Origin of the sequence: Streptomyces sp. NPDC006140, assembly GCF_040628815.1 — a bacterium.
Taxonomy (GTDB): Bacteria; Actinomycetota; Actinomycetes; order Streptomycetales; family Streptomycetaceae; genus Streptomyces.
Genome location: NZ_JBEXTS010000025.1, coordinates 43,115 through 68,105, shown reverse-complemented (window position 1 = coordinate 68,105; position 24,991 = coordinate 43,115). Strand labels below are relative to the sequence as shown.

The window sequence follows — 24,991 nt, the reverse complement described above, 5'->3', positions numbered from 1 at the left end:
TCTGACCTGGGGTTTCTTGCAAGGTCGTCTACGTTGACATGCCCTCGCGCCCGTTGGCCAGTCTTTCCGCGATCTTTCCTGTCTGCCCCCGGCGAACTGTCCTTTGACATCGATGTAGGGTCTCACCTTCCGCTGCACAGTCTCAGCACCATCTGCATATGGACTGCACTTATGCAGCGTTCGTGAGACCCACAGCTCAGCGCGCTCACCCGGTCTGTTGGCTCAAGGCGGGTGTCAGCCCGCGTTCCAGGGGGCCGCGATCAGCTGATTCGGCTCCCGTCCGTATCGCCGGAGGTTCTTCGCCGCGGCGGACTGTCCGCTCTCCGCCAACTGGTCGGCTGCTGCCTGCAGGGCAGTGGCGCAGCCGGCGTCGGCGGCACGGTCGTACCAGGCGAGCGCTTCGTCAAACCGCCCGACGGCCACCAACCATTCCGCCGCCCGCTGTAGGGCATCGATGTCGCCGGCGTCGGCGGCACGCTGCCACCAGGGCAGCGCCTCGTCCAGTCGCGCGGCGTCCGCCAACCAATGCGCCGCCGACTGTAAGGCGATGGAGTCTCCGGCACGCTCGTACCAGGTCAGTGCTTCGTCCAACCGGTCCGCCTCCGCCAGCCGCTCAGCGGCCCACCCCGCGGCTTCGGTGAGGCCCGCCTCGACCGCACGCTGCCACCAGTGCTGTGCCTCGTCCCGCCGCCCGGCCTCCGTCAGTCGGACCGCGGCCCACCCCGGGGCGTCCGTGTGGCCTGCCTCGACCGCATGCTCGTACCAGGTCAGTGCTTCGTCCAACCGGTCCGCCTCCGTCAGCCGCTCGGCCGCCCGCCGCAGGCAGGTGGTGTGGCCGGCTTCGGCGGCACGCTCGTACCAGGTCAGTGCTTCGTCCAACCGGTCTGCGGCCGCCAGCCGGTCCGCAGCCCACCCCGGGGCTTCGGTGTGGCCGGCTTCGGCGGCACGCTCATACCAAGACAGTGCCTTGTCCAACCGACCAGAGGCAGCCATTAGCTCGGCGGCTAGCTGCAGGGCTTCGGTATCGCCGGCGTCGGCGGCACGCTGCCACCAGCCCAGCGCCTCCTCCCACCGGTCAGCGACCGCCAACTGATGCGCCGCCGACCGTAGGGCGGTGGTGTCTCCGGCACGCTCGTACCAAGGCAGTGCTTCGTCCAACCGGCCGGCGGCCGCCAGCCGCTTGGCTGCCTGCCGCAGACAGGTGGTGTCGCCGGCGTCAGCCGCACGCTCATACCAGGACAGCGCCTCGTCCAACCGATCAGCGTCCGCCAGCTGGTCTGCAGCCCACATCAAAAGAGCGGCATCGCCGGCATCGGCGCATAAATCAATGGCGATGCGGTAGAGGCCGCGGCTTTGCGCGGCTTGGGCGAGGGTGAGGCGGTCGGTGGCGGGGGCGTGGTCGATCAGGGCGTCCCACAGGGCTTTAGTCGTGCGGGTGGTGCGGCGCCGTCCGTGTTGTTCGAGGTAGTCGGCGAGACGGTAGTGGGGTTGGGCGGGAGCGGGTTGTCCGGGGCGGGGGCGGATGCGGGTGATGGGTCCGCGGGCACCGCGTATGGGCTTCGCGGTGTAGGCCAGGGCTTGTTCGAGCCAGTCCTCGCCCAGGAGATCCCACTGGTCATCGCTGTGGTAGCCCGACGCGGCAGCTTCAAGCAGGGCCAGGGTTAGGGAGGGGTTGTGGCCGAGGCGGCGGACATCCATGGCGGCCTCGATTAGGGCACGCGCGCCGGGGCTTGCGGTGTGGTAGCGCTGCAGAAGGGCGGGGGCGCCAGCGAGGTACTGGGTGATGGCGCCAGCGTCGGCGTGGTGCGCGGCGTATGCCAGACGCGGGTCGCCTTTCGCGTGTTCGGCCAGGGAGCGCAGGTCAGTGTCAGAGAAGACTGGTGGGATGGGCAGATCGTGGTCGGTCAGCTGGGCGCGGGCCTGGGCGTGCGGATCCACGGAGCCGGGGTCCGGCGCGGTGGTGAGGGTGTTCCAGTATTCGGGCCACATAGTTGCCAGCACTAGAACTGGGGCCCGGCCCGTGTCGGTCAGCAGGCTGCGGAGCTTGGCCGCAAGGCGCTCCCCTAGGTCAGAGGCGGTGAGCAGGTAGTGCTGGGCTTCGTTGAGCCAGACCACGGTGCGCGGCGCGAGCTGCTCGATGACTGCGAGGGCGGCCTCGGGGCGGGTGGGGTCGTACGGGTGCCACAGCCGCCACCCGTTGGGCAGGTGGTGCAGAACTTCCCAGCAGGCGCGGGTCTTGCCTGTGGACGACCCGCCGGTCAGTACGACCAGCCGGCTCGCCCCATCGGCGACCTCCTCGGCTAGCGTACGCAGCCGTGCGTCGTGGCCTCTCTTCACGTACACCGGCAGGACCGGCAGGTCCCGGGCGCTGCCGGGCAGGTCGAGGGTGATCGCCTGATGCACTTCGAGAGCGAAGGGGTCGGTCACCTCCGTCAGCGGCTTTCCCGGCGGAGCCACGAGGCGTGCCTTGACCCACAGGTCGGTCACTCGGGAGGCAAGGTCGTCGGCGTTCCACCTTGCCCGGCGGGCCAGCACCATCGCGACTGCGACGACGTCGGCCTGTTGCGCGGGCACGCCCGAGTCGCTGATGCAGCGTCGGATTGAGTCCCGTTCTGGTGCCCCGGCCAGGGTGTCGTCTTCGCCGATGTCTGCGGCGATCTGGTTCAGGCTCGGGGCACCGGCCGCGGTGTAGACCTCGTACAGCAGGTCCTTCAGCTCCCGCAGCGGGCCCGGCCCCACCACGGCCCGCGCCAGCGGCCGCGGCCGCCGGACACCGCCCCCCTTGTCGCCACTCATCGCACCATCATCACCTCACTTGGGTCAGCAAGTGATCTGAACAGGATGAGCCCATGGGCAGGTTGAGGACTGTCGCAACTCAGCATGATCTTCGGCGAGGCCGTGAGAGTGGAAAGCCAAGCCGGCCGGCTGTCCACTACCCACCCCACGCATCCGTGGAGGCACCGCATGCCCACCCGCAGCCTCACCCGCCGCGAACGACTGGCCATCATCTGCACCGTCCTCGGTAGCGTCCTCTCCGGGACGGCCCGCGCCCTCACCGCCTGGATCCTGGACCAACTGTCCTCATAACCCGGCGGCCCGAACTGCATCCTCAAGCGCCACGGAAATCCCCTCCCCCGAGGCGTTCGGGTGCCGAGAGGATTGAGCGATGCGGAAATGCAGCCCGTCTGAGACTCACCCCGGCCGACATAAACGTGTCGCCGTGAGACTGCCCAGCTCAGATCAGCGCCATGTGCAGCAGCCGCTGAGACCCTACAATCGAAGTTAGTCGTGTGCAGCCCCTGACCTGGGACGACTAACTTGGATGTCACCGATTCTGCTCGTGCTGACGCTGTTCGGGATCGTGTGTATCGAATGTAGTGACGGATGCTGTCGTATGTGACCAAGTAGTCGTGGTGGTCCATGAGTTCTGTCCAGATCTGCCTTCCGTTGAGCTCTCTGCCGATCATGCCCTCGACCAGGTCGGCGAGTTCCCCGGTGATGGGGTCGGTCAGCGGACTCGTCTCTGCGGTGGTCAGGCGTGGGACCTCCAGGGCAAAGCGGACGTCCCAGCAGCGGAGGTTGTGGCGCTTTGCGAGCGTGCGGATCTGCGTCCCCTTGAGGGCCTCTTGGGCGATGCGGTGGGCAAGGTCCTGGCGTCCGGCGAAGGGATTCCTGCTGGGGAGGCGTCGGCGTGGTCTGTTTGTGCCGCCCAGGGAGTTGGCGTCGGCGAGAGCCCGTTCGAGTACTTCGGGCGAGTGGCCGGCGGTGGTGGCGAGGTGTTCGAGGAGGGGCCTGCCGAACCACTGCGGTGGGCCGCAGAGATAGCAGTGCAGGAAGCTGGGCTGGAGGTGGTTGGCGCGGGCCAGGCGCCGGATGTAGGAGTTGGTGGATTCTCCGAGGCAGGGGCGGAGTCGGACCGGCAGCGGCGCGAACCGGGGCGGCAGTTCGCTGTTCATCGGGACGTAGCGGTCTTCGTGGCCATGGACGCCGTGGTGTGGGCGGTGTGGTCGAGCGGAATGGCCTGGAGGCTCTTCTTGGTGATCTTCTCGGTGCCGGTGAGGATGGCGTCGAGGGCGGCTCCGCGGATGGCGTGGGAGAGAGATCCGATCATGCCGCCGGTGTGGTTGTGCAGGAAGCGGTCCAGGTCGGTGAGCGTGCCGGAGCGGTGTTCGTGCAGCCGCAGGGTGTCTTCCATGGTGGCGACCAGGCCCTTCCATTCGCTGTTGTAGGGGAAGGGGCGGGAGGGGATCAGGGTGAAGCGGCCGGCGATCTGGGCGCCGCGTGTCCCGGACAGCAGCCCGGATTCGTCGATGTCGATGCCGGCATAGACGAAGGTGGCGGGCAGGCGTTCGGAGAAGTACTTGAGGGTGTCGGCGACTTCGGCGCCGTGGCGGCTGGTGAGTGAGATGTTGTGGAGTTCGTCGACCAGCACCAGAGCGGTGCGGGTGTCGGTGCAGACACCGACGGCAGCCTCGATGATGTCCGTCATGTTCGAGCGGGCCCGCACCGGCAGGCCGAGGAAGCGTGCGAACTCGGACGCGATCATGCGGGCGGTCGCGGCGGGCGGGATGGTGACATAGATGACCGGAATCCGGTCTGTGGCATGGGGGTGCCGGGCCCGGTCCAGGAGTTCATGGGAGCGCCCCAACTGCGTGATGGCGATGGTCTTTCCGGTTCCCGCCGGGCCGGAAACGATCAGCCCGCGGCGGGCGCTGATCGCGTGCCGGTTCAGCAGCACCAGACGACGGCCGCAGATCGCCGTGCGCTCGACGAACGAGGTGGCGACGGTGAGCATCCGAGCGTGATGGTCAAGGCGGGACTCGTCATAGAGATCCCGCTTGGCTGGGTTCATCTGCTGCCAGGCACTGCGCGACGCCAAGACCGGGGGAGTGGGTGGGCCGTCGATGAACCTGCGCCATCCAGTCAACGTGTTCAGCTGCCGGTCGGCCTCGGTGTCGGTCTCGTGCAGCACGGTGTGTCGGGCCGCCGGTTTGGAGATGGTCACGTGCGCCTCCAAGGATCGGCCAGCGGGTCAAACAGACCCAGCGGGATGACCTCTGCAAGCGCGGAGTCCGCCGTGTCCTTGTCCATGGGCTCGCTCTCGGCCGGTGGGTCAGGGACCTCCCGGCTCGGGGCGGTCGCTCGGGTGCGGGCTGCGACCCGGCGATCCTTCCTTGATCGTTTGGTCGGAGGGCGGTCCTCGTCGGCAGGGCCGTTGTGGGCGCGCTTGAGCAGGGCTGCTGTCGCTTCAGCGATCTGGATTTCGCTGTCGTTCGGAACCTGCTGGCGGGCGTGGTCCCAGGCCATCTCGCCGAACGGGACGCCGACGCGGTGTAGGTGCCGCCAGAAGACGGTGATCCACCGGTCTCTCTCGCCGCGGCGGTCGCGTACCCAGATCCGGGAGACGTCGTAGGGGTCGTAGTGGACCTCCCATAAGCCCTTCCTCTCCGCGACCCCGGAGTGCTGACGACGCAGTGGGCTCAACTCCGGACTGTCGTAGGTGCGGTGTTTGATCCGGATGCCGTAGGCGTTGATCGCGTGCCACCGCTCCGGCAGCAACTCGACATAGTCCTCACCGCTCAACGGGGCCGGAACGTAGCCGCACGACTCCAGCAGCATCGCGTACTTCTCGTTCGGCGAGAACGCCCGCTTCGGCGTGCTGGGATCGCGCAGCGCGTCGTGCGGCCGGTTCTGCCAGACCGTGACAATCCACTCGTCCAGCAGATCCTGCAGTTCGGGCAAGGACCACAACGGCCCGTCTTCCACATGCCGGCCACGGCGCTCCACCGAGCGGCCGGTGTACCCCGCGACGAACTGCGCGAACAGCGTCGCCACCGATCCCAGCGTCTTCTCGATCACGCCCTTCTCAAAGGGCGACGCCTTGTGCGTCGGCTGCAGCGAGACGCCCAAGAAGCGGCAGGAGGCACGGAAGTTGTGTGAGATGAACACCTTGCCGTGATCGCAGACGATCGTCTCCGGAACGATCACCGGTCGCGCCGCCGCCTGCTCCAGCCGCTCGTCCAGGGCCAGCAGCCGCCGGTGCGGCAGGACCGACCGGGACATCCACAGCGCCTGTGGCCAGCCCGGCCGCATCGTCTCCGGTGTGATGCTGCGGGCCAGGAGGGCGGAGGCGTCGGCCGCCTTCGTCGTCGGACGCAGCACTGCCGCCGTGATCGACCTGGACGCGATGTCGACCAGCGCGGTCAACTCGACCTTCTCCGCGATGCCGTCATCCAGCCGTACCAAAACGTCCAACGGAGTTGAGTCGATCTGCATCAGCTCGCCCGGCGCGACAGCCGGGACCTCCCCGAACGGACCGGCCGGACGCGCCTGCAACGAGCGGCGTGTCCTCGCCGAACCGGTCGCGTGTGTGCCGACCGCCAACTTGTCGAACAGCCGATAAAGCGTGCGCTCCGTAGGCAGTTCGATGCTCTCAGCGTCCTCGCGGGACTCCAGGATCTCCTTCGTCCGCCAGATGGTGAAACGGACCGTCCTCGATGAGGCATCGGTCGTCTCGGCGATCGCCTGCCTCATTGCCTCGACCACCAACGGGGAAATCTGGCCGAAGTCCGGCAGTTTCTTGGCCGACCGACCATCCGCCAGCCCCACCAGCCCGTCGCGCTGATAACGCTGGCGCCGCTGCTTGATTCCACTGGCCGTCATCCGATGGCCCGCCGCTGTCAGCTCGGCGGCCTTGGCCCGCTCCCGCTCGGCCAGGCAACGCTGCCGAGGGTCGAACTCCGGTCGCGGCACTGCCCCGTGGGGAGCATCCGGCGGCAATCCGTGCAGCACCTCCAGGATGTGTCCTTCCCACCAACGGGCCTGTTCAGCAGCTTTCTTAGGGAACTCCGCGATCCGCGCAGTCGGCGGGACCCGACGCTCCTCGCTCGTCATCCGGTACTCCCGCCGGCCCGGTGCACGACCGTGCGCGGACCGAGCAGTTCGATGTCCATCTGCTCGGCCGACAACTCGTGCTTCCACAAGAGGTGGAACAACACAGGCAGCGTCTCGAGCCGGTCGCCAGCCGCATCAGCCCCGGCCATCAGCGGCCCCGGCTGCGAGAAGACCTCCAGCAGCCGAGCTGCGACCGGCTCCCGTCGGCAGCGGGGGTGCCGGTAGCGCGACAGCCACCGGGCATTCGCCAGTAGCACTGCCTCCGGCGTCCCCACCCGCTCGAACCACCACCCAACTTCCGCGCAGGCCCTGCGCGTCAATTCGAACGCTTCGGCATCCCGCGGAGCGATCCAGTCGTCGGCACGGACATCGACGACCACCGCCGAGCCATCGGCCCGACGCACGAAGAAGTCCGGGGCATGCCGACGCTCACGTTCCCCGTCGTGCCAGTGCAGCCAGAACGGCTGGGACGCCATCCCCACCACAGTTGGATCGAAGTCCATGAGCACCAGCCGGTCCCGCTCCAACCACGACTCGAAACCGACGTGCTGCCCTGTAGTCGCCGCCCAGTACCACCCGGGGAAATTGCGTCCACCCCACGACCACCGAAGCGGCCGGACAGGCACCGCGTCTTCGAACCTGGCCGTCGCGCAGTCCAGCAACGGACGACGCCGCTTATTCCCGCGCTTGTCGCCCACACGACACGACACCTCGACGTACGGGGCAGTGCTCTCTGCCCCTGTCGATACCGACATTCGACACCCCCAGCGTGATCACCCCTCCGACTAGATTCACTGTCAGAAAAGCCGAAACGACTGAGTTCGTTGTCAAACGCCTCGATTGGATGACAAAGGACACGAACTGTCCGTTGACATCGAACTGTGGGATCTCAGGCCCCGTGGCCGAATTTCACGAACCGTGGCCGCTCAGTGGCCAGTTGGCTGCGACTGGCCGGCTACCCCGTCGCATTCACAGCCGCCAGTCGGCGCGGCCGGGTTCCCCTTGGCGTGATCTTCGGCGTGAAACAATGCCGGGATGGATGAGGGGGCAGCTGCCGTACTCGCGGCGCTGATCGCGGTGGCAGGCGTGGCGCTTGGCCTGTTTGGGGCCCGCTGGCAGGCACGCGGCATGCAGGAGCAGGCGAACGCAGCCATCGAAGCGGTCAAGACTCAGGGACGAGACCAAAATGCACAGTGGCGTCGGACCGTAAGGCGCGACGTCTGGGTCGAATATCTCGGCGCCGTGGATGAGTTCAGGCTGGCTGCCGGAGAGGTAGCAGGACATCTCGCTGACGAAGATTTGCCGGAGGCCGAGCTGGGACTCAAAGCGGCTCATTCTCGGCCTGTGGCGCAACCGACGCATATCGCAAGATCGAGCTCGAAGGACCTGAGCAGATCGTCTCTAAGGGCTACGCCTTGCAGGGCGCCATGGTCCAGACGATCTTCGAGCTGGAGCAGGCACTCACCGCCGCACGAGCGATGAGAGTACTCGAAGAAGCCGGGCAGCGTGAGCAGCGCGAAGTTTACTCCGATCAGCATCGGCCGATCGCGGCGGTTCTCAGTTCTCTACGCGAGCTGCGGGGAATGGAATCCGACGACCCGGGCAGCACGGAGTACGGACAGCGCCTCGGCCTCCAGATCCTCGCCTTGGACTTGCTATCTGCCTCTGACACCACGGCCCTCGTTTTCACTTACGCACACCAGCTGTCGCTAAGCGAGGCTGTGGAGCGCTCCCCCCACGGGCGGTGGCAGCGTTTCCACGAAGTGCGAACAGACTTCGTTCAAGCGGCTCGCTCGCATCTCGACGGCAGCACTTGAGCCTGGCCGCCGGTCAGGGCGCGGATAGATCGTCGCTCAGGCGAGCGCCGGTCCGAGGATTCCGACACGATCCTGAGACTGGCGGGCCGGGACACGGCGCGAGACTCGGGCGAAACCGCAGGGCACGATGCGCTGCATCACGCGAGCTGCGAGATCCTACACGAACCCAGTCGTTTTGCTGTCGAACCGAGTCGCGCCGCATCCGGCGTGCCCAGAACCACGAAACGAAGGAGGGCCGACGGCAAGCCATCGGCCCTCTGGGCAGCTACCCCACAGCACAGCAAGCCCCGCAGATCATCAGCTGCCGAGAGTCCCCATGCACGTCATGCACCGGCTCGTCGCCCGCAGCTGCGCGTTCCCCCCAGTGGCAACGGCTGGACTGCCTTCGCTGATACGGTCCCAATCTCCGGGGGACGGATCGAGAATCCAACCCCACTTCGGGGGCCGCACCTCGTCTTCTGTCATGTGATCGCAGGCGCCCGGAACGTGCGCCTTACCACTCTGTTTGATCAAGATGGCGTTGCCGGGGAACCGCCGCCACTCCTGCCGAACACGTCCTGTCTCCGGGTACGCCTTGGGCACGCTGCCATCAGGAGGGCAGGGGCACCCCAGGCCGATGATGTTGTCGCATCGCTCGCAGCGCACCTCTTTCATGTGAACAACTCTCCCATCTGAGAGTGCGCAGCTCACGCGCGTCGGCATGGCCTCGGTGTCCTTGCAGGGACACCGAGGGATCAACCGTGTTACGGGTCTTCATTGGCGCATACCGCGACGACTGGGTTGGATGGCAAAGCGGCGCATCGGCCCGGGTACGGCCATCGCAGCGAAGTCGAAGACCCGTCCCTGGGCAACCTCGCAGCCTCGATCATTGCCGGCGTTCTGTGGACGGTGGTGTCACCGACCGCCGCCTTCGCCTACCTGACGGCCTGGATGGTCCTGGCGCTGGGCGGCCTGCTGGCCCTCGCGCGCCGCTAGGCCGGCAGCGGTGGTAAGGCCGGTCAGGTCCGCTCGCAGAACGTGAGGTCGGTGGCCGGCTCGGCGGGGCGCCACGTGCCGGGCGCGGGATCGGGGCAGTCTTCGGCGGGCAGGGCGTCGGCCATCGCGACGAGTTCGGCGCGCAGTTTCGCCAGCCGCGTCATCTCGGCGTCGACCTCGGCGATGTGGCGGCGCAGCAGTCCCGCGGCGGGCTCGCACGGGCAGGCGCCGGTGTCGCGGACGGCCAGCAGGTCGCGGATCTCGTCCAGCTTCAGCCCGAGCCGCTGGGAGCCCTGGATGAAGTGCAGTCGGTCCAGGGCGTCGGGGCCGTAGCGGCGGTGGGATCCGCTGGTGCGGGCCGGGGCGGGCAGCAGGTCGATGCGCTCGTAGTAGCGCAGGGTGTCGGGGGTCAGGCCGACCTGCCGGGCCAGCTGGGTGATCGTCCACACCGGGCCCGTCGGGGCGGTGGTCGGCGGTTGGCTGCTGGTGTGCGTCACGTCACTGCCCTTCGTCCGCGTTCGGGCTTGATTCTGGAGTCGGCTCCAAATTCTAGCGTACGGGTGGAGGACAGCGGGCGGGCCTGCCCGCGCCCCGCGCACTGGGGAGATGTGCCATGGACCGCTCGACCGCACCGAACACGGCGGCCGCACCGCCGGACCGCAACCAGCAGCTTCTGCCGCTCGCGGCCGACGTGCCGGTTGCTGACACGTGCGGCTGCGACGACGCGTGCGCCGCCCCGGCCGCCTCCGCGCCGGTGGGCCGGTTCGGCTTCGCCCGGCCGGTGCTGACCCTGTTCGGCCTGGTCGTCGGGCTGGTGCTGCTCGTGGTCGTGGTCGGCGAGTGGCTCGGCGTCTTCGAGGAGCTCACCGACCGGGTGCCGTTCGTGCTCGGCCTGATCCTGGTGCTGGCCGGCGGGTTCCCTATCTTCCAAGGCGTGGCGCTGACCGCGTGGCGGCGCAAGGTCACCTCGCAGACCCTGATGACCGTCGGCGTCACGGCGGCGCTGGTGGTGGGCGAGTGGCCGGTGGCGGCGGTGGTGGTGCTGTTCATGCACACCGCGAACTACGCCGAACGCTTCACCACCGAACGCGCCCGCAGGGCCGTGCGGGAACTGGCTGCTCTGGCCCCGACCACCGCCCGCGTCGAGCGCGACGGCACCGAGACCGAGATCCCCGTCGAGCAGGTGCGCATCGGGGAGACCGTCATCGTCCGTCCCGGCGAGCAGATCCCGGTCGACGGCACCGTGGCCGCCGGGGCGGCCACGGTGGACCAGGCCGCCATCACCGGCGAGTCGATGCCGGTGGAGGCCGGACCCGGCACTTCCGTGTACGCCGCCTCCTTCGCCCGCCTGGGATCGCTGCGCGTGCAGGTGACGGGGGCCGGTGCGGACACCACCTTCGGCCGGGTGATCGCCCTGGTGGAGCAGGCCGAGATCCACCGCGCCCCCGTCCAGCGGATCGCCGACCGCTTCTCCGCCTGGTATCTGCCGGTCGTCGTCGCGGTCGCCGCGCTGACTTTCGCGTTCAGCGGGGACACCCTGGCCACCGCCGCGGTGCTGGTGGTGGCCTGCTCCTGCTCCTTCGCCATGGCCACCCCCGTCGCCGTGCTCGCCTCGGTCGGCGCCGCCGCCGGCCAGGGCCGCTGATCAAGGGAGGCCGCTACCTCGAAGCCCTCGCCACGGCTGACGTGCTGCTGATCGACAAGACCGGCACCCTCACCCTGGGCCGCCCCCAGATCACCGACACCGTCTCCCTGGACGGCCGCACCGAGGACGAGCTGCTGCACCTGGCGGCGAGCACGGAACGCTACTCCGAGCACCCCCTTGCCCAGGCCGTCCGCACCGCCGCCACCGGGCGTGGCCTGGACCTCGCCGAGCCGGAAGACTTCGAGGCCCTCCCCGGCCGCGGCGTACAGGCCACGGTGGACGGCACCCGGATCGCCGTGGGCGGCCTGGGCCGGGTCCCCCACGCCGCCCCCCCACCCCCAGGTCCTGGCACTCACCGAGCAGGGCAAGACTCTGCTGGCCGTCACCGCCGACGACAAGCTCATCGGCGTGCTCGCCGCCGCCGACACCCTGCGCCCGGAAATCCCCACCGCCCTCGCCGAATTGAAGTGGCTGGGCCTGGCCCGCGTCGAGCTGCTCACTGGCGACCACCAGGCCACCGCCGCCGCACTCGCCGGCGAACTCGGCATCCCATTCCGCGCGGGCCTGCTGCCCGAGGACAAGATCACAGCCGTGCGGGAGTATCAGAGCGCGGGCCACCGGGTGGTCATGGTCGGCGACGGCGTCAACGACGCCCCCGCCTTGGCCCAGGCCGACGTCGGCATCGCCATGGGCGCCGCCGGCAGCGACATCGCCATCGAAGCCGCCCACATCGCCCTGATGCGCGACGACTGGACCCTCGTCCCCCATGCCGTGCGGATCGCCCGCCGCACCGCCCGCGCCATCCGCATCAACATCGGCTTCACCGCCGGCTACAACGCCATCGGCCTGTCCGCCGCCGCCTTCGGCATCCTGCCGATGATGCTCGCAGCCGCCGCCCAGTCCCTGCCCGACCTGGGCATCCTCGCCAACTCCGCACGTCTGCTGCGCAGCCGCAGGACCTGAAACCTGCCCGGCAAGGGCGGCCGGTGCTGCTGGGCACCGGACTGTGCGGGGCCCTGACCACCTACTCGACGTTCTCCCACGAGACGCTGCGCCTGGCGGAAACGGGGGCGCGGTTCTTCGCCGCGGCCAACGTCGTCGCCAGCGTGGTGGCCGGCCTGGGTGCGGTGTTCGTCGGCGCGGCGATAGCGGAGGCGGTGTGGGGCTGAGCGAGATAGCCACGATCTCGCTGGTGATCGTGGCCGCGTTCGGCACCGCCGCGCTGTCCGCCGTGGCCGGGTTCGGCAGCGGGGTACTGCTGCTGCCGATGTTCGTGTCCGTCTTCGGCCCGCGGGATGCGGTGGCGATCCTGACCGTGTCCAGCTGGCCGGCAACGGCAGCCGCGTCTGGTTCAACCGCACCCAGATCGACCAGCGCCTGGTGGGCATCTTCGCCCTCCGTGCCGTCCCGGCCGCCGCAGCCGGCGCGCTGGTGTTCGCCACCGCGCCCCTGCCCGCCCTGACCCGCGTCATCGGGGTGTTCCTGCTGGCCATGGTCGCCTGGCGCAGATGGAAGCCACAGGCCGCCCGCCTGGACGACCGCGCCTTCGCCGCCGTCGGCGCCGCCTCCGGGTTCGGCTCCGCCCTCGTCGGCTCGGTCGGGCCGATGGTCGCCCCGTTCTTCCTCGCCCGCGGCCTGGTCCGCGGCGCCTACATCGGCACCAAGCCCGCGCCGCGGTGGTGATGCACCTGGTCAAACTCGCCGTCTTCGGCGCCGCCGCCGTCCTGACCACCACCAGCCTCGCCACCGGACTGACACTCGCCCCGGCCTCCACCGCCGGCGCCTGGATAGGCAAAAAGATCGTCGACCGGCTCCCCGTCCCCGTCTTCGTCACCCTGGTCGAAGCGGGCCTGGTCGCCTCCGGGCTCCTCCTTCTCGTCAGTGGCGGATAGGCCCCCTCCCCAGCTGGGCCGCCTTGCTCGAGTGCCGAACGGGGCGAGAACAACGACGATCACCGTACCGAGGCCGTGGCCGGCGCGGTCATCGAAACCCGCGCCGCCCTGCTCGGCCGGATCCAGCGGATCTCGGGCGGGGCTGTAAGCAAGTGCGATACCCACCGGCCCGCTCGCCCTTCCATGAACATCTTGTTGCAGGCCACCTCTACCGCCCTCCGGGGCGCTGATACTGACCGGGCGATCGAAAGTCCAGTGGAAGCGGGGGCAAGAGTGGACTGGACAGTGCCGGGCGGGCTGGCCGCTGGCCTGCTTATCGCGACCGTGACCGCCCCGGTCGGCGTGTCCGGCGCGGTGTTCCTCCTCCCCATCCAGCTGAGCGTCTTCGGCGTGCCCAACCCGGCGGTCACGCCGACCAACCTGCTGTTCAACGTCGTCGCCGGACCCGTCGCCCTGTGGCGCTACCGCCACGACGGCGCCCTGCGCGGCGACCTTGCTCGACGCCTGGTACTGGGCACGCTGCCCGGCGTCGTCCTCGGTGCCGCCATCCGCATCTTCGCCCTCCCCGGCCCGGACGTCTTCCGGCTCCTGATCGCGACCCTGCTGCTGCCGCTCGGCCTGTGGCTGTGCCTGCGCGCCCTCACCCCGGCACACCACCGGCCGCCACCCGCAGGCGAGTTGCCCCCTCTCACGCTAACGGGCCTCGCCCTGGCGGTCGGAGTGGTCGGCGGCATCTACGGCATCGGCGGCGGCTCCATCCTCGGCCCGATCCTCGTCGGACGCGGCCTGCCCGTCACACGCGTAGCCCCGGCCGCGCTCGCCGCCACCTTCGCCACCTCCGTCGTCGGCGCCGCCGCCTACGCACTGTTGTCGCTCGTCAGCTCCGGAGACGTCGCCCCCGACTGGTGGCTCGGGCTCGCCTGCGGCACCGGCGGACTGATCGGCGGATACCTCGGCGCCCGCCTTCAACCCCGCCTGCCCGAACGAGCCCTACGGCTCCTGCTCGGCACCCTCGCCGCAGCCCTCGGCACCTTATACGCCGCCCAGACCCTGAGCTGAGCCCCGGGTCAAGTGCTGTTGGTAGGTGTACGCGAGAAGCCCGTCAGTCCCACGAACCCACGCGGAAATACCGCTTCGTCGCGTTGCCCCGCCGTTGGGTGGTCGAGAGGTCGCTGTACTCAGACCGCCCTTGCCGACGCCCTGACCGCAGGGCCAGGCAGACACTCAGCCAGCCCGCAGAGCTGAACACAAGGACTTGACAGGGAACTCTGTTCTTGCAAGCACTGCACGCTCATCGCCGGCGGCCGGCGGTGGCGCGGGTCGGATTCCGCCGGGAGAAATTGACCTGGACCGGCTCCAGAGGGGAACCGACCTGGTATTCGACCTGGCTTCTCCGAACTACCGGGGCGTCCCGTGGTCAGGTGGTCCTGCGGGGAAGGGGCCGGTCTGGGGCCGGAGAACCGCTGTGAACGGCGCGGGTGTTAGCTTCCTTCCCGTGTTAAGACACCAGGACGAGACCAGGGCGGCCTACGACGGGGTCGTCGACCTTTATGCGTCGATGTTCGCTAATCGGTTGGAGACGCAGCCGTTCGCACGGAACATGATCGGCACCTTCGCCGAGCTCGTGCGTGGGACGGGGAACTTGCGGGCAGCCGACGTCGGGTGCGGACCCGGCCATTTGACGGCCATGTTGCACGACTTGGGGCTGGACGCCTTCGGGCTCGACCTCTCCCCCGCTATGGTCGCCCACGCCCGGCGGGCCCATCCGGCGCTGCGGTTCGACGAAGCGCGAATGGAGGCCCTGCCGGTCGAGGACGGCGCGCTCGGCGGAGTGCTGGCCCACTACTCGATGATCCATACCCCACCTGGAGAATTGCCCGCGCTACTCGCTGAGCAGGTGCGTGTCCTGGCACCAGGGGGCCTGCTCCTGGCGTCCTTCTTCGGAACCGAAGGGCCGGAGCCTGTCCGCTTCGACCACAAGGTGGCGCCTGCCTATAGCTGGCCGGCGGAGCAGTTTGCCGAGTTGCTGGCCGGGGCCGGACTCGTCACGGTGGCTCGGTTGCTCCACGACCCGGCGTCTGAGCGGGGCTTCCTCGACACCCACCTGCTGGCCCGCCGCCCGTAGAACGTGGCCCGTGGCCGAGGTCGGGGTGGTGTAGATCATCCACGTGGATGAAGCTCGTCCAAGTGCCGCGTTCTGTGGCGGTGTCCGCTGAGCACGCCGGAGTGACAGCCGTTCAGTCACGCAGGCCCCGGCGGGTTGGCCGCCGCAGTGGTGCGAGCAACGATCTCCCGGAAGGTAGGAATTCCCAGGTCGACAGACTCCTGCTTCCGGGAGATCTGGGCGTCGAGTTGGGCAAGTTTCTCCTCGGCGTGGGTCAGGCTGCTCTGCAGCCCCTCGATCTCGCCGAGCCAGCCTTCCCTTTCGGCTTCCAAGATGCGCGTGAGGAGGTTGTCGCGGATTTCGACAAGCCGGGGACGCTCTGTCGCGTGGACGATCAGGACGGGGCATCTGACACAAGCGTGTTCGTGAGCACAGTCAGTTCCGTATGCGCGGCCGCAGTCGCCCAGGGCGAGCTTGCGGCGCTCAAAGTGCCCGAGAAACTCTCCCCATTCCTCAGGAGTGACGGTGCGGTACTCATCGGCAGGTCGCAGAGCCCGGCGCCGGGCGATGAACGCTCGATGTGCCTCGATGGCATCACTGGGGTAGATCGCGGCGTATCCCATCGTCGTTCCGATGTGGTCGTGACCAGCGATGACCTGGGCGATGTGAGGTGGCAGGCCGTTGAGGATGGAGTCCGTGATGAAGATCCGGCGGAAGTCGTGGGGCTGAAAGATGAGGGGGTCACCCGCGCTGTCCGTCAGACCTGAGGCCAACAAGGTGACGTCGAGTCCCCGACGGATCGACGCTGGCGACAGCGGACGCAGGTACCCACTGGAGCGATCCTGGAACAGGAGAGGCATCGGCGGGTTCCAGACCCGTTCGTAGTGGTCATAACTACGAACAACGGGAACTCTCCCGTCCGATCCTCGGACTCGAGAGACGACCGTATTCAACACGTCCGCCAGCTCCGGCGTGACCAAGACAAGTCGCTCTTGGTCCGTCTTCGACGGGGCGATCTGCAAGAGCGGAACGGCCTGACCAGTGGTGGGCAGCTTGTAGCTGACGATGCTGTGATGCCCCAGCTCGAGGAGTTCCTCGATACGGATGCCGGTGTGCCGCAAGATCTCGATGGCAGCCCACGCCCAGAATGCGCTGCGCTCCTCACCCGCGAATGAGCGCCGGGTGCCCTTCGCATCCCAAGCATGAATCGGGCGCCCGTCAGCGCACTTGCTGAAGCGCGGAACCCTGAACGTCTCACCAAGCACGCTGAAATCCGAACCGAGCGGGGCAGCGTTGAGTGCATCGAGACGCATCGTGGCCTCTTTCAACAGGCGGTGAGCCGTCTTCACCAGCGTGGGCAGCGCCGGCAGGCGCTCGCGAGTACGTTGGTCCATGCGGGCCTTGAGCTGCTTCTCAGCCTTTCTTCCCGAGCACTCGGCTTCGCTGATCGGGCAGGGCGCCACCCAGGCAGCCCACTGGCCGGGGTCCTCCACTGCCCACTCCGCCAGGTCCAGGTAGAAGGCTCTGACCTGGGTTTTGATCCCGATCGCACCTCGGCGTGGCTCTGCGAACTCACGAAATGATCCGTCGGGCAGACGCTTGCGGACGGTCTTCGTAGCCAGGCGGACCTTCCAGGCAGTGATCACCTCGGCAGGCAGCCGAAGAGAGTCGATGCCCGGATGATGCCGCTCCAGGTCGCCCCAGAAGCGAAGCGCCAGCGAGATCGTGAGTGCCTGCAGCGTCGTGAAGTCGAGCCCTACGGAGCGATGGGAGAGGTAGGCGACCAAGAGATCGCGGATCGGACGGCATTGCAGTTCGTAGCGGTCGACAAGGTCCGCCGGGGTGAGTTGCCCGGTACGGTTCGAGATCCGGAACAGCGTGTGCGGTGCGTCTGCTGGAAAGAGACCCAAGTCGCGTAGCCAGGTATAGGCGAGCTGGATCCGTCCATTGCTGTTGCGCGGATTCTTGCTTTGCCAGAGCAGCAGGTCGCCGACGACGATGTCCTCGATAGTGCCGCCATGGCAAGCCATGATCTCCGCAATGGTCTTCAGCCCGGACGAGATATTCGCAGCCGAGATGTTGGTCGGCAGTGAAGCCCTCAAGCGGGCGAACCCCTCGGGGTCGCGTGTGGTCTCCAGAGCCGGCCGAAGATGCCGCGATCTTGACCCGATGAGGAACTCCGGGTCGGGTCTGACGGCATCCGCGCAGAGCAGCGCCAGCAGCCCGACGAGGAGCGTTTCACGGCGAGACACTCGCCCTTCCGGGCGAGCCCAGGCTGCGAAGGCATCCCTCCACCCCTGCGACGCAATGTGCTGGCCGTGGGCAGGGCTCCTCTGCCACCGCTGCTGCCAGGTTTCTCCAGGAAAGGTCATCAGCCAGTCGAGCAGGAGACGTGCCCCGAACATCCGATTCGCCTGGGCGCTGGGCTCCACAGCTCGTAGCGGTGGGCGAGCCAGCCGCTCAAGGACCTCTTCACGAGTGATCGAGGTCGCTTCCCACGTGCTTGGTCTTTCCCGATGCGGGAATCGGTTCATCAGCTTGAGCTCTTCGGCGCCCACCATGCTGGTGACCCGCGGAACGAAGCTCGAGCCGACGTGCGTCGCACTACTCGTCATGACGCGTCCCGGCCGAAGAGGATGGACAAGGAGTCGGGGTTGTAAGACGGCTCGTCAACAGGCACAGGAGTCTCCTCGCGTCGCTTCTCCTGACGGGCGTGGTGGGCAAGGCCGGCTCTGATGACGTCGTCCCTGGTCGGACGGTTGTAGATGTCCAGGGTCGACAGGTACTTGTGGCCGAGGATCTTCTGCACGTAAACCGGCGGCATGTTCGGGTCATCGAGCATGAGGAACGTCGCCGTGTGCCGCAGATCGTGAAGGGTCCAGTTGGCGCCCAGGAGATCGTTGGCACGGTTGAACATCATGCGCGCCGCGTCGTACTCCAGCGGCCGCCATGGGCGCCGCAGCGTCCACCACAGCGGATGATGGCGGCCCCGGGGGACGCCCTTCTTCCAGGCGGACTCTTGGTAGAGCCGCAGCCAGACGAACGCATCCGGGGTTGCGGCCAGGTCCTGATAGTCGCGGGTGCCCTTGCGGATCACACTGACGGTCTGCTCGCCAACAACCGCGCCGCCCTGCTTGACCGTGAGCAGCTCCTCGGCGCGGGCGCCAGTGGCGACCCAGAAGGCCAGCAAGGCACGGTCACGATGAGAACGGAGCCCGGCGAAGACCTTGGTGTACATCTCGTCGGGAATCCGCCGTGGGACCCGCTGCGGAACGGTCGGCCGGTACAGGCCCGTGCGTCGGTTCCGGTGCTTCTTCCCACCATCACGCTGTGTCCCGAGCTGGGACAAGCGACGCCCACGGACCAACGGGAAGGGGTTCACCAGCAACGAACCGGTGTTTTCATCCAGATGGAAGTTGTAGAACTCCCGCAGCACCGTCTCGCAATGAGCCCGGGGTTGCCGGTGAGTACTTGGTCCCGACCGTGGGTTTACCCGTCACCGGATTCGGCGTCCCCGGTGCCGGCCTGTCACTGCGAGGCGGCGGGACCTTGGAGAGAGCCCTGCCGCGATGGCGCCAATGGACACGTTTCGGCTTGTCCGCCACCTTCATCCACAACATGAAGTCCCGGGCTTCTTCCCGGGTCGCACGGTCCCACTCGATCCCGAGCGCCCATAAGAACCGGAACCAGCGCAGCAGATCCATGCCGTACGAACGTGGCGTCAACGGCGAGCTGTTCCTCGCCATCAGCTCCTTGAGGTAGAGCGCAGCGGGCTCGACCGGCCTCCCGCGTCCATCCAGCACCCTGTACGGCTCCCAGGGATCTCCCGTCTTCAGCAACTGGCCTAACTCAGGCAGGACAAAGTTCCTCAGGTCCCTTCCGGACCGCTGCTCATCAAACACCCCGGGAAGCTAGCAGATACCCGGTCTGACCTGCGAAGACAGCTGAGTTAGTTCGGTTAACAGGCCCGACCCTCCACTGTGGCTTTTGCCCGCGCTGCGGGACGCACCTCGTCTCCGCCGCCGACGATTCAGTCATGATCATGGTGACAACGTTCAGCCTCAATGAGCAGAGCGGCCTGGAGCCTGTCGGGCACAGCTTCCGCGAGTCAGCCGCGCCTTGGATGACCGTAACTCTCGCCCCCCGACCCGCTCCACCAGTAGCGGCATTCCAGCCGTTTCCCGGCCCGCGCAGCGGCTGAGATGGAGGCGACGCGAATCACGGCACCCCTCCGGTCCAGCGTAGTCAGTTCGGGTGAGGTCCGATCAAGGTCAGCACCTCGTCCGTAGTCCGTACGTCGCCGAATGACCGGTAGATCGTGTGCAGCGCGGCGTTGTGGTCCTGGTCGCGCCGGGCCGCATTGGCGTCGGCGACCATCACCACGCGCAGGCCCGTGGTGGCCGCGTCCCGGGCCGAGGATTCGCAGCAGACGTTCGTGAGTGTGCCCGTGATGAGGACGGTGTTGATACCGCGCTCCGCCAGCAGTCCTGGTAGCGGCGAGCGTCCGGGGAAGAAGGCGCTGTAGGCGATCTTCTCCACCACGAGGTCGCCTTGCCGGGCGTCGAGGGCGTGCCACAGGCGCGAGCGCAGTGAGCCTTCGCCTCCTGTCGCCGCGAACGTCTGGCTGACTGTCGGTCCGTAGAACTCACTGCTAACGCTCCCGAGTGGTGCCTCGTTCGCTGGCAGCACCCCGGCGACCGGGCCGCCAACTGTGCGCAGTGCATCAGCTATGCGGTTGATGTTGGGCACGACGCCGCGGACGTACGGATTCGCCTCGACGAAGAAGGCCACCATGTCGATCACGATCAGCGCAGTGCGCACCGGGTCGAGGCTCTCGTACGCGTGCCGCCTGCCGCGCCTCTCCTCCTGCCGCGCGTACTCCCGGGGTTCGATCCGCCAGGCGTGGATCTTGGAGTCGGTCTGCATACATCCCTCGGTCGGCTGGCCCGTGACTGGGACGAGCATGCCCTCCGTGACCGATCAGCGCGCCGACTCCGCCTCTCCGCCACGTGTCATGCCGGGGAGCGAAGATGGGTCGATCACTGAGGCAGCGTAACGAGGCCCGCGCGCGCTCGTGGACGACAGAGCCCTCGGATTCCAGGCTGTGGAATCCGGGGCTCGTAGTCGTGGAGAGGTGTGGAGGGCGGGTCAGCTCTCGGTGGAGTCGTCGGTGGGACTGTCCGTGCGGCTGCGGCGTGCCAGGAGGAGAACGCCTCCGCCCGCTGCGATTAGCACGGCCGCGCCGCCGATCAGCCACGGTGTGGCGTCGGCTCCGGTGTGGGCGAGGGAGCCCGTCGGCGACTTCGGCGCGGAGTCCCCGACCGGGGTCGCGGCCACAGGCGAGGAGTCGCGATCCGGTGTGTCGCTGCCCGAGGCGGAGGGCGTGGCCCCTCCGGTACCGCTGCTCGGCTTGCCCGGCCTGGACGGGGAGCCGGTGGGCTTGTGCGTCGGCTTGTCTGAGGGGCCGGGCTTCGGGTCGGTGGCTGTCTTGGCGTTGGTGACGGTCACGGTCACCGGGGCGCCGGGGCCCGCAGTGAACGTCTTCGTCGTCTTGTAGAGGTCGTAGCCAGCGGGGGCCTTGATTTCCTTGACCCAGAACTGAGTCCTGCGGCTCGACACGGGCAGTTCTCCGGAGGCCGTGCCCTTGGCGCCCGTGGTCAGGGTGAGCAGCGTCGAGGTGCCGGTGCCGATGTTCACGGTCGCGCCGGGCAGGAGCTTGCCGGTCTTGTCGTCTTTGGCCTGCAGGAGGACCTTGGCGGCCTTGAACGGGTCGTTGATCGTCAGCCGGGTGGCGGTGCCGGGAGTGACGATGAAGTCCTGGTCGGCGACGACCTCGTGTAGCGGGCTGCCGGAGGCCGTCTGCTTGAGCCGATAGACGCCCGGCGCGAGGTCGGGGAAGGTCAGCTTTCCTTGGGCATCGGTCTCCCGCGTCCGTTTTCCTGGCCGGTGGAGTCGAGCAGTAGGAGCACGGCGCCGGGCAGCGGATCTCCGGCCGCATCCTTCGCAGTCATCTCGACGCTGCCCGCGTCCGGGGCCGGTGTCTCGGCAGAGGCGGCCGAGGCCGAGGGGGTCGGTTCGGAGGGCTCGGCGCTCGCGGCCGGCGCCCAGGTCAGGGCGCCGGCCGCCATGACGGCGACAGCAGCAGCGGATCGGACCAAACGTGCATGCACGAGGAAGAGGACTCCTTGGGACAGGGGACGGGGAAGGTCATCGGCTGCGGCCAGAGACCGGGGCGGGAGGTGTCGGGGGGACGAGTGTGCTGCCGTGCTGTTGCTTGCCTGTCGGGGTGGCGACGTAGAGGGCGCGGCGGGTCTGGACGGGGACGTCTTGGACGGTGCGCTGCAGCAATTCGGTGGAGATGAGCGAGGCGGTGAAGGCCGCGACGAGCGTGGTGGGCGTACCGAACGAGAAGCGCGCCGTCCAGTGCGGCTCGCTGGGGTACCCACCCCAAGCCCGCCAGGCCAGCTCTCTGGAACCGCCGATGGCGTAGCCGTGGCGTACACCGCCGAGTCCCTCCGGGGTGAGGAAGGTCTGGGTGCCGTCGGTCTCGACGGCGTGGCTCCAGCCGCGGGTGAGTAGCGGCGCGTACGCCTCGTACGGTGCCGTCTCGTCCTGGAACAGCCGGTCCTGGTCGCTGTGCCTGTCTCCGAGATAGAGGTCGAGCAGCTCGCTGTGGACGTCGTGCAGCATTTCGGCGGGGGTGGTGGCGTCGAAGGTGATCCGCCAGGCCGGCGAGGTGAACGGGGCCCGGTGTGCGTTGATGGTCCACGTGCCCTTGCCGGGCTTGTCGGGCTGTGGGTCGAAGGTGGTCTGCAGGCGTAGGCACGGGCTGAACGCGGCGGCCGTGCCTGCTTCGGTCTGGGCGAACGGCCAGCCCTCCTCGAAGGGGAAGGCCCACGCGGCGCGAGGGTCAACGGCGCCGGGGCCAGCGAGGTGACGAGGCAGGACCTGCACGCTCTGGGCCGGGTCGAGGTTCCCAAGGGGGTGGGTGAGCACGGGCAGGGCTCCTGCGGAGAAAGTACGGACTGCCGGGTTGGAAGGGCGCGGCTCAGCGAGTGCGAGCACCGCCGCGCTCGGTCGGCGGGGCGGGAGCCGTGTGCGTGCTCCAGCTGGCGGCGCGGTTCGGCCCGGACGCCGCCCATGCCCCCGGGAACCAGACAGCGGTGTATTGCTCGATGGCGTCGCGAAGCCCGGTGAACTCAGCTCCCTCCCACGGTGGTTGACCGGCGCGGTGGTACTTGTTGAAGGTGCCGTGAGTGGAATTGTTCAGGGGCCTGTTGCTTGCCACGTCGCGGCGGTGGAAGGTGCCGTGGTCCAGGAAGCTGAGGCTGACCGCATCGATCTCGCCGCGGTCCGGGTGGACGACCGCAAGGCGTAGACCGCCGTAAGTGTCCGCGTAGATGGTGCGGGTGAAGTCGATTCGGAACCGAAGGTGCGTGCCTGGAGTCGGCACGGCGAGGTAGGTGTTACCCACGACGGTGCTGTCGTGAAAGGGGAGGCGGAGTTTCGGCGAAGAACTCAGGGGCTTGCAGGGACAAGGAGGATCTCCGGTCGGGTCAGGAGCGTGCTACCGGCGGCCGGGCAGGGCCGGTCGGCTGGTGGTGCTCCAGCGCGGGACGCTGGCCACGGGCAGCGCAGCCGGACGGCGGGAGGAGACGGCCCGCTGCACGTCGAGCGGAGTAGGAGCCGGCGGGCCCGGCGGGAGGATCGGGGTGAGCTGGGCCATCCCCTTGATGTAGCTGGAGGTCACCTCGCGCCACCGGGGCAGGGGAGCCGGATCGGCGACGCACTCGGTGACGGCGGTGAGCAGGGCGACCGGGGTGTCGGTGCTGGCCGTGGCGTACCAGACGGGCCGGTCGATGGACTTGCCCGCCCACAGCTGCCAGCGCGCGTCGCGCGTGGTCAGTTCGGTTTCCGGATCGAGGTCGCCGGTGGTGAACTCCATGCCGGCGAGCCCGTCCGGGGCCTGGACCGCGAAGACGCCCCAGCGCGGACGGTCGATCTCCCAGCCCTGCTTCAGAAGCGGCACGACCGCGAGGAAGGGATCGTGCTCGTCGATGCCGGAGACCGGCCGGGCAAGGTATGCATCCGGCCCCTGCTCGTACGCCGTGGCCAGGATGGTGGTGAACGCCTGGACAAACTCGGTGGGGACGCGGTCGTTGAAGCAGACGCCCCACGCCGGCGGTCCGAAGGAGTCCTTGTAGGCGTTGATGCGCCAGAGCCCGTCGTCCTCGCCTTCGGGCAGGTAGCCCAGGCGCACGCGCCGGTCGGGAGCGCTCACGTACACGTTGGAGTCCTCGTCGTACCGCAGGTCCCAGCCGAGGTCGAGCAACGGGGCGAGGGCGGGGTCGCCGGTTCCGGTGGTGGAGGCGAGGTGGCGCGGGGAGACGTAGACGTCGCCGTCGATCTCGTGGTGCGAATCGGGCTGTGGGTTCATCGGTCTGCCCTCGTGGTGACGGTGATCTCGTCGGCGGCGGTGTCGAGGCGTTCGGTGACCTCGGCGGTGGTGCGGCCGGTGACGATGTAGAACCCGGCCCGAGCGGTGAACAGGTCGCCGTCGGGCGACAGGACGAGCTCGTCGCCGATCTCGCGGATCCACTGCACTTGGCGCAGCCAGGGGGTGTGGGCGGCGAAGGGCTGGTTGATGTGCCGGGCGGTCAGGGTGCCGGAGGTATCCGGGTAGAGCATGCGGATGCCCGCGGCCCCGCTGCGGGTCGGGGTGAGGTCCGGCGCTCGGCCGCAAGCGAGGTCGGCGGCGGCCCGGGGCAGGTCGATGCCGGTGGCCAGACGGACAAGGTGGCCGATCATGTCGCCGCCGATCCTGGCATTGACCTCGATCAACCGCGGCCGACCGTCCACCAGACGCAGCTCGACGTGCTGCACACCGTCGGTGATCCCCAGGGCCTTGACCGCAGCAGCGGCGGCCGGGGCGACCCGGGCCAGAAGCGGGTCGGCGGCATCGACCGTGTGCCCGGCCTCGTCGAAGTACGGCGCGGGGCCCAGGTGCTTGCGGGTCACGGCGACCGCCGTCGTCGCTCCGCGGTGAGTGACGCATTCGACCGAGAATTCCGGCCCGTCGAGGTACTCCTCGACCAGGACGCCGGTGTCCTCGCGACTGCGGCTCGCACCGGCCGAGGCGAACGCGAACGCGGCGGGCAGATCTTCGGGCCGATCGACGCGGATCACGCCGATGCTGCCCGCGAAGGCCGCGGGCTTGATGACCGCCGGCAGGCCGAGGGTCATCGTCGCCAGGCTGGCCTCCAGCAGAGTCCGCACCCTTATCGAGGCGGCCGAGGGCACGCCATGGCGGGCGAACAGAGCCCGGGCGGTGGCCTTGTTGCGACAGGCCCGCATCACCTCGACGGACGTCGAGGACAGACCGAGCGCGCGGGCGAGACGGGCGGTGGGGACGATGTGCCACTCGTCCCAGGTGACCACGCCGGCAAGGTCATGGTGCTCGGCCAGCGCCCGGCCGCCGGCGAGCAGCGCTGCGGGGTCGCTCAGATCGACCACGGTGTGGTCGACGATGAACGGCTTCTCCCACGACGGCTCTGTGCCGGTGAGCAGGACGACGTCGTACGCGGCGGCCACCTGCTCCAGGCAGTAGCCGCGGTAGGTCTCGTCGCCGGGAGAAACGACGAGCACCAGAGGACGAGCGGACAAG

At 68.5% G+C, this 24,991-nt stretch carries 23 protein-coding genes and 3 pseudogenes; 11 read left to right on the top strand and 15 right to left on the bottom strand.

The window, feature by feature from the left end; genetic code table 11:
• Positions 1-234 precede the first annotated feature (234 nt).
• Complete coding sequence (locus tag ABZ386_RS39550; RefSeq protein ID WP_355718081.1) at positions 235-2,796, bottom strand: AAA family ATPase; 2,562 nt, start codon at positions 2,794-2,796, stop codon at positions 235-237.
• 168 nt (positions 2,797-2,964) lie between these two features.
• Here ABZ386_RS39550 and ABZ386_RS39545 point away from each other — a divergent pair, with 168 nt between their 5' ends.
• On the top strand, positions 2,965-3,087 hold the full coding sequence (locus ABZ386_RS39545) for a hypothetical protein (RefSeq protein WP_355718084.1): 123 nt from the start codon (positions 2,965-2,967) through the stop codon (positions 3,085-3,087).
• 865 nt (positions 3,088-3,952) lie between these two features.
• On the opposite strand, the gene ABZ386_RS39540 is transcribed toward ABZ386_RS39545, so the two are convergent.
• The 4 genes from ABZ386_RS39540 to ABZ386_RS39525 all read right to left on the bottom strand — a co-directional run bounded on the left by ABZ386_RS39540 (position 3,953) and on the right by ABZ386_RS39525 (position 8,229).
• Positions 3,953-5,005: a TniB family NTP-binding protein gene (locus ABZ386_RS39540; protein WP_355718087.1), complete on the bottom strand. Its 1,053-nt coding sequence runs from the start codon at positions 5,003-5,005 to the stop codon at positions 3,953-3,955.
• Positions 5,002-6,894, bottom strand: a complete 1,893-nt coding sequence (locus ABZ386_RS39535) for a Mu transposase C-terminal domain-containing protein (RefSeq protein WP_355718090.1) — start codon at positions 6,892-6,894, stop codon at positions 5,002-5,004. Before ABZ386_RS39535 ends, ABZ386_RS39540 begins: the two co-directional genes overlap by 4 nt.
• On the bottom strand, positions 6,891-7,649 hold the full coding sequence (locus tag ABZ386_RS39530) for a TnsA-like heteromeric transposase endonuclease subunit (RefSeq protein ID WP_355718093.1): 759 nt from the start codon (positions 7,647-7,649) through the stop codon (positions 6,891-6,893). Before ABZ386_RS39530 ends, ABZ386_RS39535 begins: the two co-directional genes overlap by 4 nt.
• A gap of 214 nt (positions 7,650-7,863) precedes the next feature.
• Positions 7,864-8,229, bottom strand: a complete 366-nt coding sequence (locus ABZ386_RS39525) for a hypothetical protein (RefSeq protein ID WP_355718096.1) — start codon at positions 8,227-8,229, stop codon at positions 7,864-7,866.
• Positions 8,230-8,321: 92 nt separating this feature from the next.
• Between ABZ386_RS39525 and ABZ386_RS39520 the strand changes: the two genes are divergently transcribed.
• Positions 8,322-8,711: a hypothetical protein gene (locus tag ABZ386_RS39520; RefSeq protein WP_355718099.1), complete on the top strand. Its 390-nt coding sequence runs from the start codon at positions 8,322-8,324 to the stop codon at positions 8,709-8,711.
• Positions 8,712-9,467: 756 nt separating this feature from the next.
• Positions 9,468-9,686, top strand: a complete 219-nt coding sequence (locus tag ABZ386_RS39515; RefSeq protein ID WP_355718102.1) for a hypothetical protein — start codon at positions 9,468-9,470, stop codon at positions 9,684-9,686.
• A gap of 23 nt (positions 9,687-9,709) precedes the next feature.
• Here the strand turns inward: ABZ386_RS39515 and ABZ386_RS39510 are convergent, their stop codons facing one another.
• A complete protein-coding gene (locus ABZ386_RS39510) occupies positions 9,710-10,183 on the bottom strand; it encodes a heavy metal-responsive transcriptional regulator (protein WP_355718105.1) in 474 nt (157 codons plus the stop codon).
• Positions 10,184-10,299: 116 nt separating this feature from the next.
• On the opposite strand from ABZ386_RS39510, the gene ABZ386_RS39505 reads away from it, so the two are divergent.
• The 8 genes and pseudogenes from ABZ386_RS39505 (at position 10,300) to ABZ386_RS39470 (ending at position 15,348) form a co-directional block, all read left to right on the top strand.
• Positions 10,300-11,331, top strand: coding sequence for an HAD-IC family P-type ATPase (locus ABZ386_RS39505; protein WP_355718108.1), 1,032 nt, complete (start codon positions 10,300-10,302; stop codon positions 11,329-11,331).
• Positions 11,332-11,372: 41 nt separating this feature from the next.
• A pseudogene (locus ABZ386_RS39500) lies at positions 11,373-11,552 on the top strand (HAD family hydrolase); the annotation flags it as partial.
• Positions 11,542-12,294, top strand: a complete 753-nt coding sequence (locus tag ABZ386_RS39495; RefSeq protein ID WP_356505896.1) for an HAD-IC family P-type ATPase — start codon at positions 11,542-11,544, stop codon at positions 12,292-12,294. The pseudogene ABZ386_RS39500 and the gene ABZ386_RS39495, both read left to right, overlap by 11 nt.
• Before the next feature lie 23 nt (positions 12,295-12,317).
• A pseudogene (locus ABZ386_RS39490) lies at positions 12,318-12,500 on the top strand (CrcB family protein); the annotation flags it as partial.
• 211 nt (positions 12,501-12,711) lie between these two features.
• Positions 12,712-13,014 carry a hypothetical protein gene (locus ABZ386_RS39485; protein ID WP_355721328.1) on the top strand — a complete coding sequence of 101 codons (303 nt, stop codon included), beginning with the start codon at positions 12,712-12,714 and terminating at the stop codon, positions 13,012-13,014.
• Complete coding sequence (locus ABZ386_RS39480; RefSeq protein WP_355721331.1) at positions 13,014-13,223, top strand: hypothetical protein; 210 nt, start codon at positions 13,014-13,016, stop codon at positions 13,221-13,223. The genes ABZ386_RS39485 and ABZ386_RS39480 overlap by 1 nt, the downstream gene beginning before the upstream one ends.
• A 273-nt stretch (positions 13,224-13,496) precedes the next feature.
• Positions 13,497-14,282: a sulfite exporter TauE/SafE family protein gene (locus ABZ386_RS39475; RefSeq protein ID WP_355721334.1), complete on the top strand. Its 786-nt coding sequence runs from the start codon at positions 13,497-13,499 to the stop codon at positions 14,280-14,282.
• A gap of 436 nt (positions 14,283-14,718) precedes the next feature.
• Positions 14,719-15,348: a class I SAM-dependent methyltransferase gene (locus ABZ386_RS39470; RefSeq protein WP_355721337.1), complete on the top strand. Its 630-nt coding sequence runs from the start codon at positions 14,719-14,721 to the stop codon at positions 15,346-15,348.
• A gap of 116 nt (positions 15,349-15,464) precedes the next feature.
• Here the strand turns inward: ABZ386_RS39470 and ABZ386_RS39465 are convergent, their stop codons facing one another.
• From ABZ386_RS39465 to ABZ386_RS39425, 9 genes and pseudogenes are all read right to left on the bottom strand, one after another.
• Positions 15,465-17,942: a site-specific integrase gene (locus tag ABZ386_RS39465; protein ID WP_358968317.1), complete on the bottom strand. Its 2,478-nt coding sequence runs from the start codon at positions 17,940-17,942 to the stop codon at positions 15,465-15,467.
• Positions 17,939-18,763 carry a site-specific integrase gene (locus tag ABZ386_RS39460; RefSeq protein WP_355721343.1) on the bottom strand — a complete coding sequence of 275 codons (825 nt, stop codon included), beginning with the start codon at positions 18,761-18,763 and terminating at the stop codon, positions 17,939-17,941. The genes ABZ386_RS39465 and ABZ386_RS39460 overlap by 4 nt, the downstream gene beginning before the upstream one ends.
• A complete protein-coding gene (locus tag ABZ386_RS39455; RefSeq protein WP_356528108.1) occupies positions 18,729-19,031 on the bottom strand; it encodes a hypothetical protein in 303 nt (100 codons plus the stop codon). The genes ABZ386_RS39460 and ABZ386_RS39455 overlap by 35 nt, the downstream gene beginning before the upstream one ends.
• A 541-nt stretch (positions 19,032-19,572) precedes the next feature.
• A complete protein-coding gene (locus tag ABZ386_RS39450) occupies positions 19,573-20,253 on the bottom strand; it encodes an isochorismatase family cysteine hydrolase (protein ID WP_355721346.1) in 681 nt (226 codons plus the stop codon).
• Between the two features lie 222 nt (positions 20,254-20,475).
• Positions 20,476-21,497, bottom strand: a pseudogene (locus ABZ386_RS39445) (SpaA isopeptide-forming pilin-related protein).
• 37 nt (positions 21,498-21,534) lie between these two features.
• Positions 21,535-22,323 carry a DUF317 domain-containing protein gene (locus ABZ386_RS39440; protein WP_355721349.1) on the bottom strand — a complete coding sequence of 263 codons (789 nt, stop codon included), beginning with the start codon at positions 22,321-22,323 and terminating at the stop codon, positions 21,535-21,537.
• A 52-nt stretch (positions 22,324-22,375) separates the two neighbouring features.
• The gene (locus tag ABZ386_RS39435; protein WP_355721352.1) at positions 22,376-22,801 is read right to left on the bottom strand and encodes a hypothetical protein; all 426 of its coding nucleotides are present in this window, start codon (positions 22,799-22,801) and stop codon (positions 22,376-22,378) included.
• A 93-nt stretch (positions 22,802-22,894) separates the two neighbouring features.
• Entirely contained in the window at positions 22,895-23,764 is an 870-nt protein-coding gene (locus ABZ386_RS39430; RefSeq protein WP_355721355.1) for a DUF317 domain-containing protein, read from the bottom strand.
• On the bottom strand, positions 23,761-24,990 hold the full coding sequence (locus ABZ386_RS39425; RefSeq protein ID WP_355721358.1) for an ATP-grasp domain-containing protein: 1,230 nt from the start codon (positions 24,988-24,990) through the stop codon (positions 23,761-23,763). The genes ABZ386_RS39430 and ABZ386_RS39425 overlap by 4 nt, the downstream gene beginning before the upstream one ends.
• Position 24,991 lies beyond the last annotated feature (1 nt).

Coding starts and splice junctions, on each gene's coding strand:
- ABZ386_RS39550 (WP_355718081.1), bottom strand. CDS start 2,796: ATGAGTGGCGACAAGGGGGGCGGTGTCCGGCGGCCGCGGCCGCTGGCG.
- ABZ386_RS39545 (WP_355718084.1), top strand. CDS start 2,965: ATGCCCACCCGCAGCCTCACCCGCCGCGAACGACTGGCCATCATCTGC.
- ABZ386_RS39535 (WP_355718090.1), bottom strand. CDS start 6,894: ATGACGAGCGAGGAGCGTCGGGTCCCGCCGACTGCGCGGATCGCGGAG.
- ABZ386_RS39530 (WP_355718093.1), bottom strand. CDS start 7,649: ATGTCGGTATCGACAGGGGCAGAGAGCACTGCCCCGTACGTCGAGGTG.
- ABZ386_RS39525 (WP_355718096.1), bottom strand. CDS start 8,229: ATGAGCCGCTTTGAGTCCCAGCTCGGCCTCCGGCAAATCTTCGTCAGC.
- ABZ386_RS39520 (WP_355718099.1), top strand. CDS start 8,322: ATGGTCCAGACGATCTTCGAGCTGGAGCAGGCACTCACCGCCGCACGA.
- ABZ386_RS39505 (WP_355718108.1), top strand. CDS start 10,300: ATGGACCGCTCGACCGCACCGAACACGGCGGCCGCACCGCCGGACCGC.
- ABZ386_RS39480 (WP_355721331.1), top strand. CDS start 13,014: ATGCACCTGGTCAAACTCGCCGTCTTCGGCGCCGCCGCCGTCCTGACC.
- ABZ386_RS39465 (WP_358968317.1), bottom strand. CDS start 17,942: ATGACGAGTAGTGCGACGCACGTCGGCTCGAGCTTCGTTCCGCGGGTC.
- ABZ386_RS39455 (WP_356528108.1), bottom strand. CDS start 19,031: ATGGATCTGCTGCGCTGGTTCCGGTTCTTATGGGCGCTCGGGATCGAG.
- ABZ386_RS39450 (WP_355721346.1), bottom strand. CDS start 20,253: ATGCAGACCGACTCCAAGATCCACGCCTGGCGGATCGAACCCCGGGAG.
- ABZ386_RS39430 (WP_355721355.1), bottom strand. CDS start 23,764: ATGAACCCACAGCCCGATTCGCACCACGAGATCGACGGCGACGTCTAC.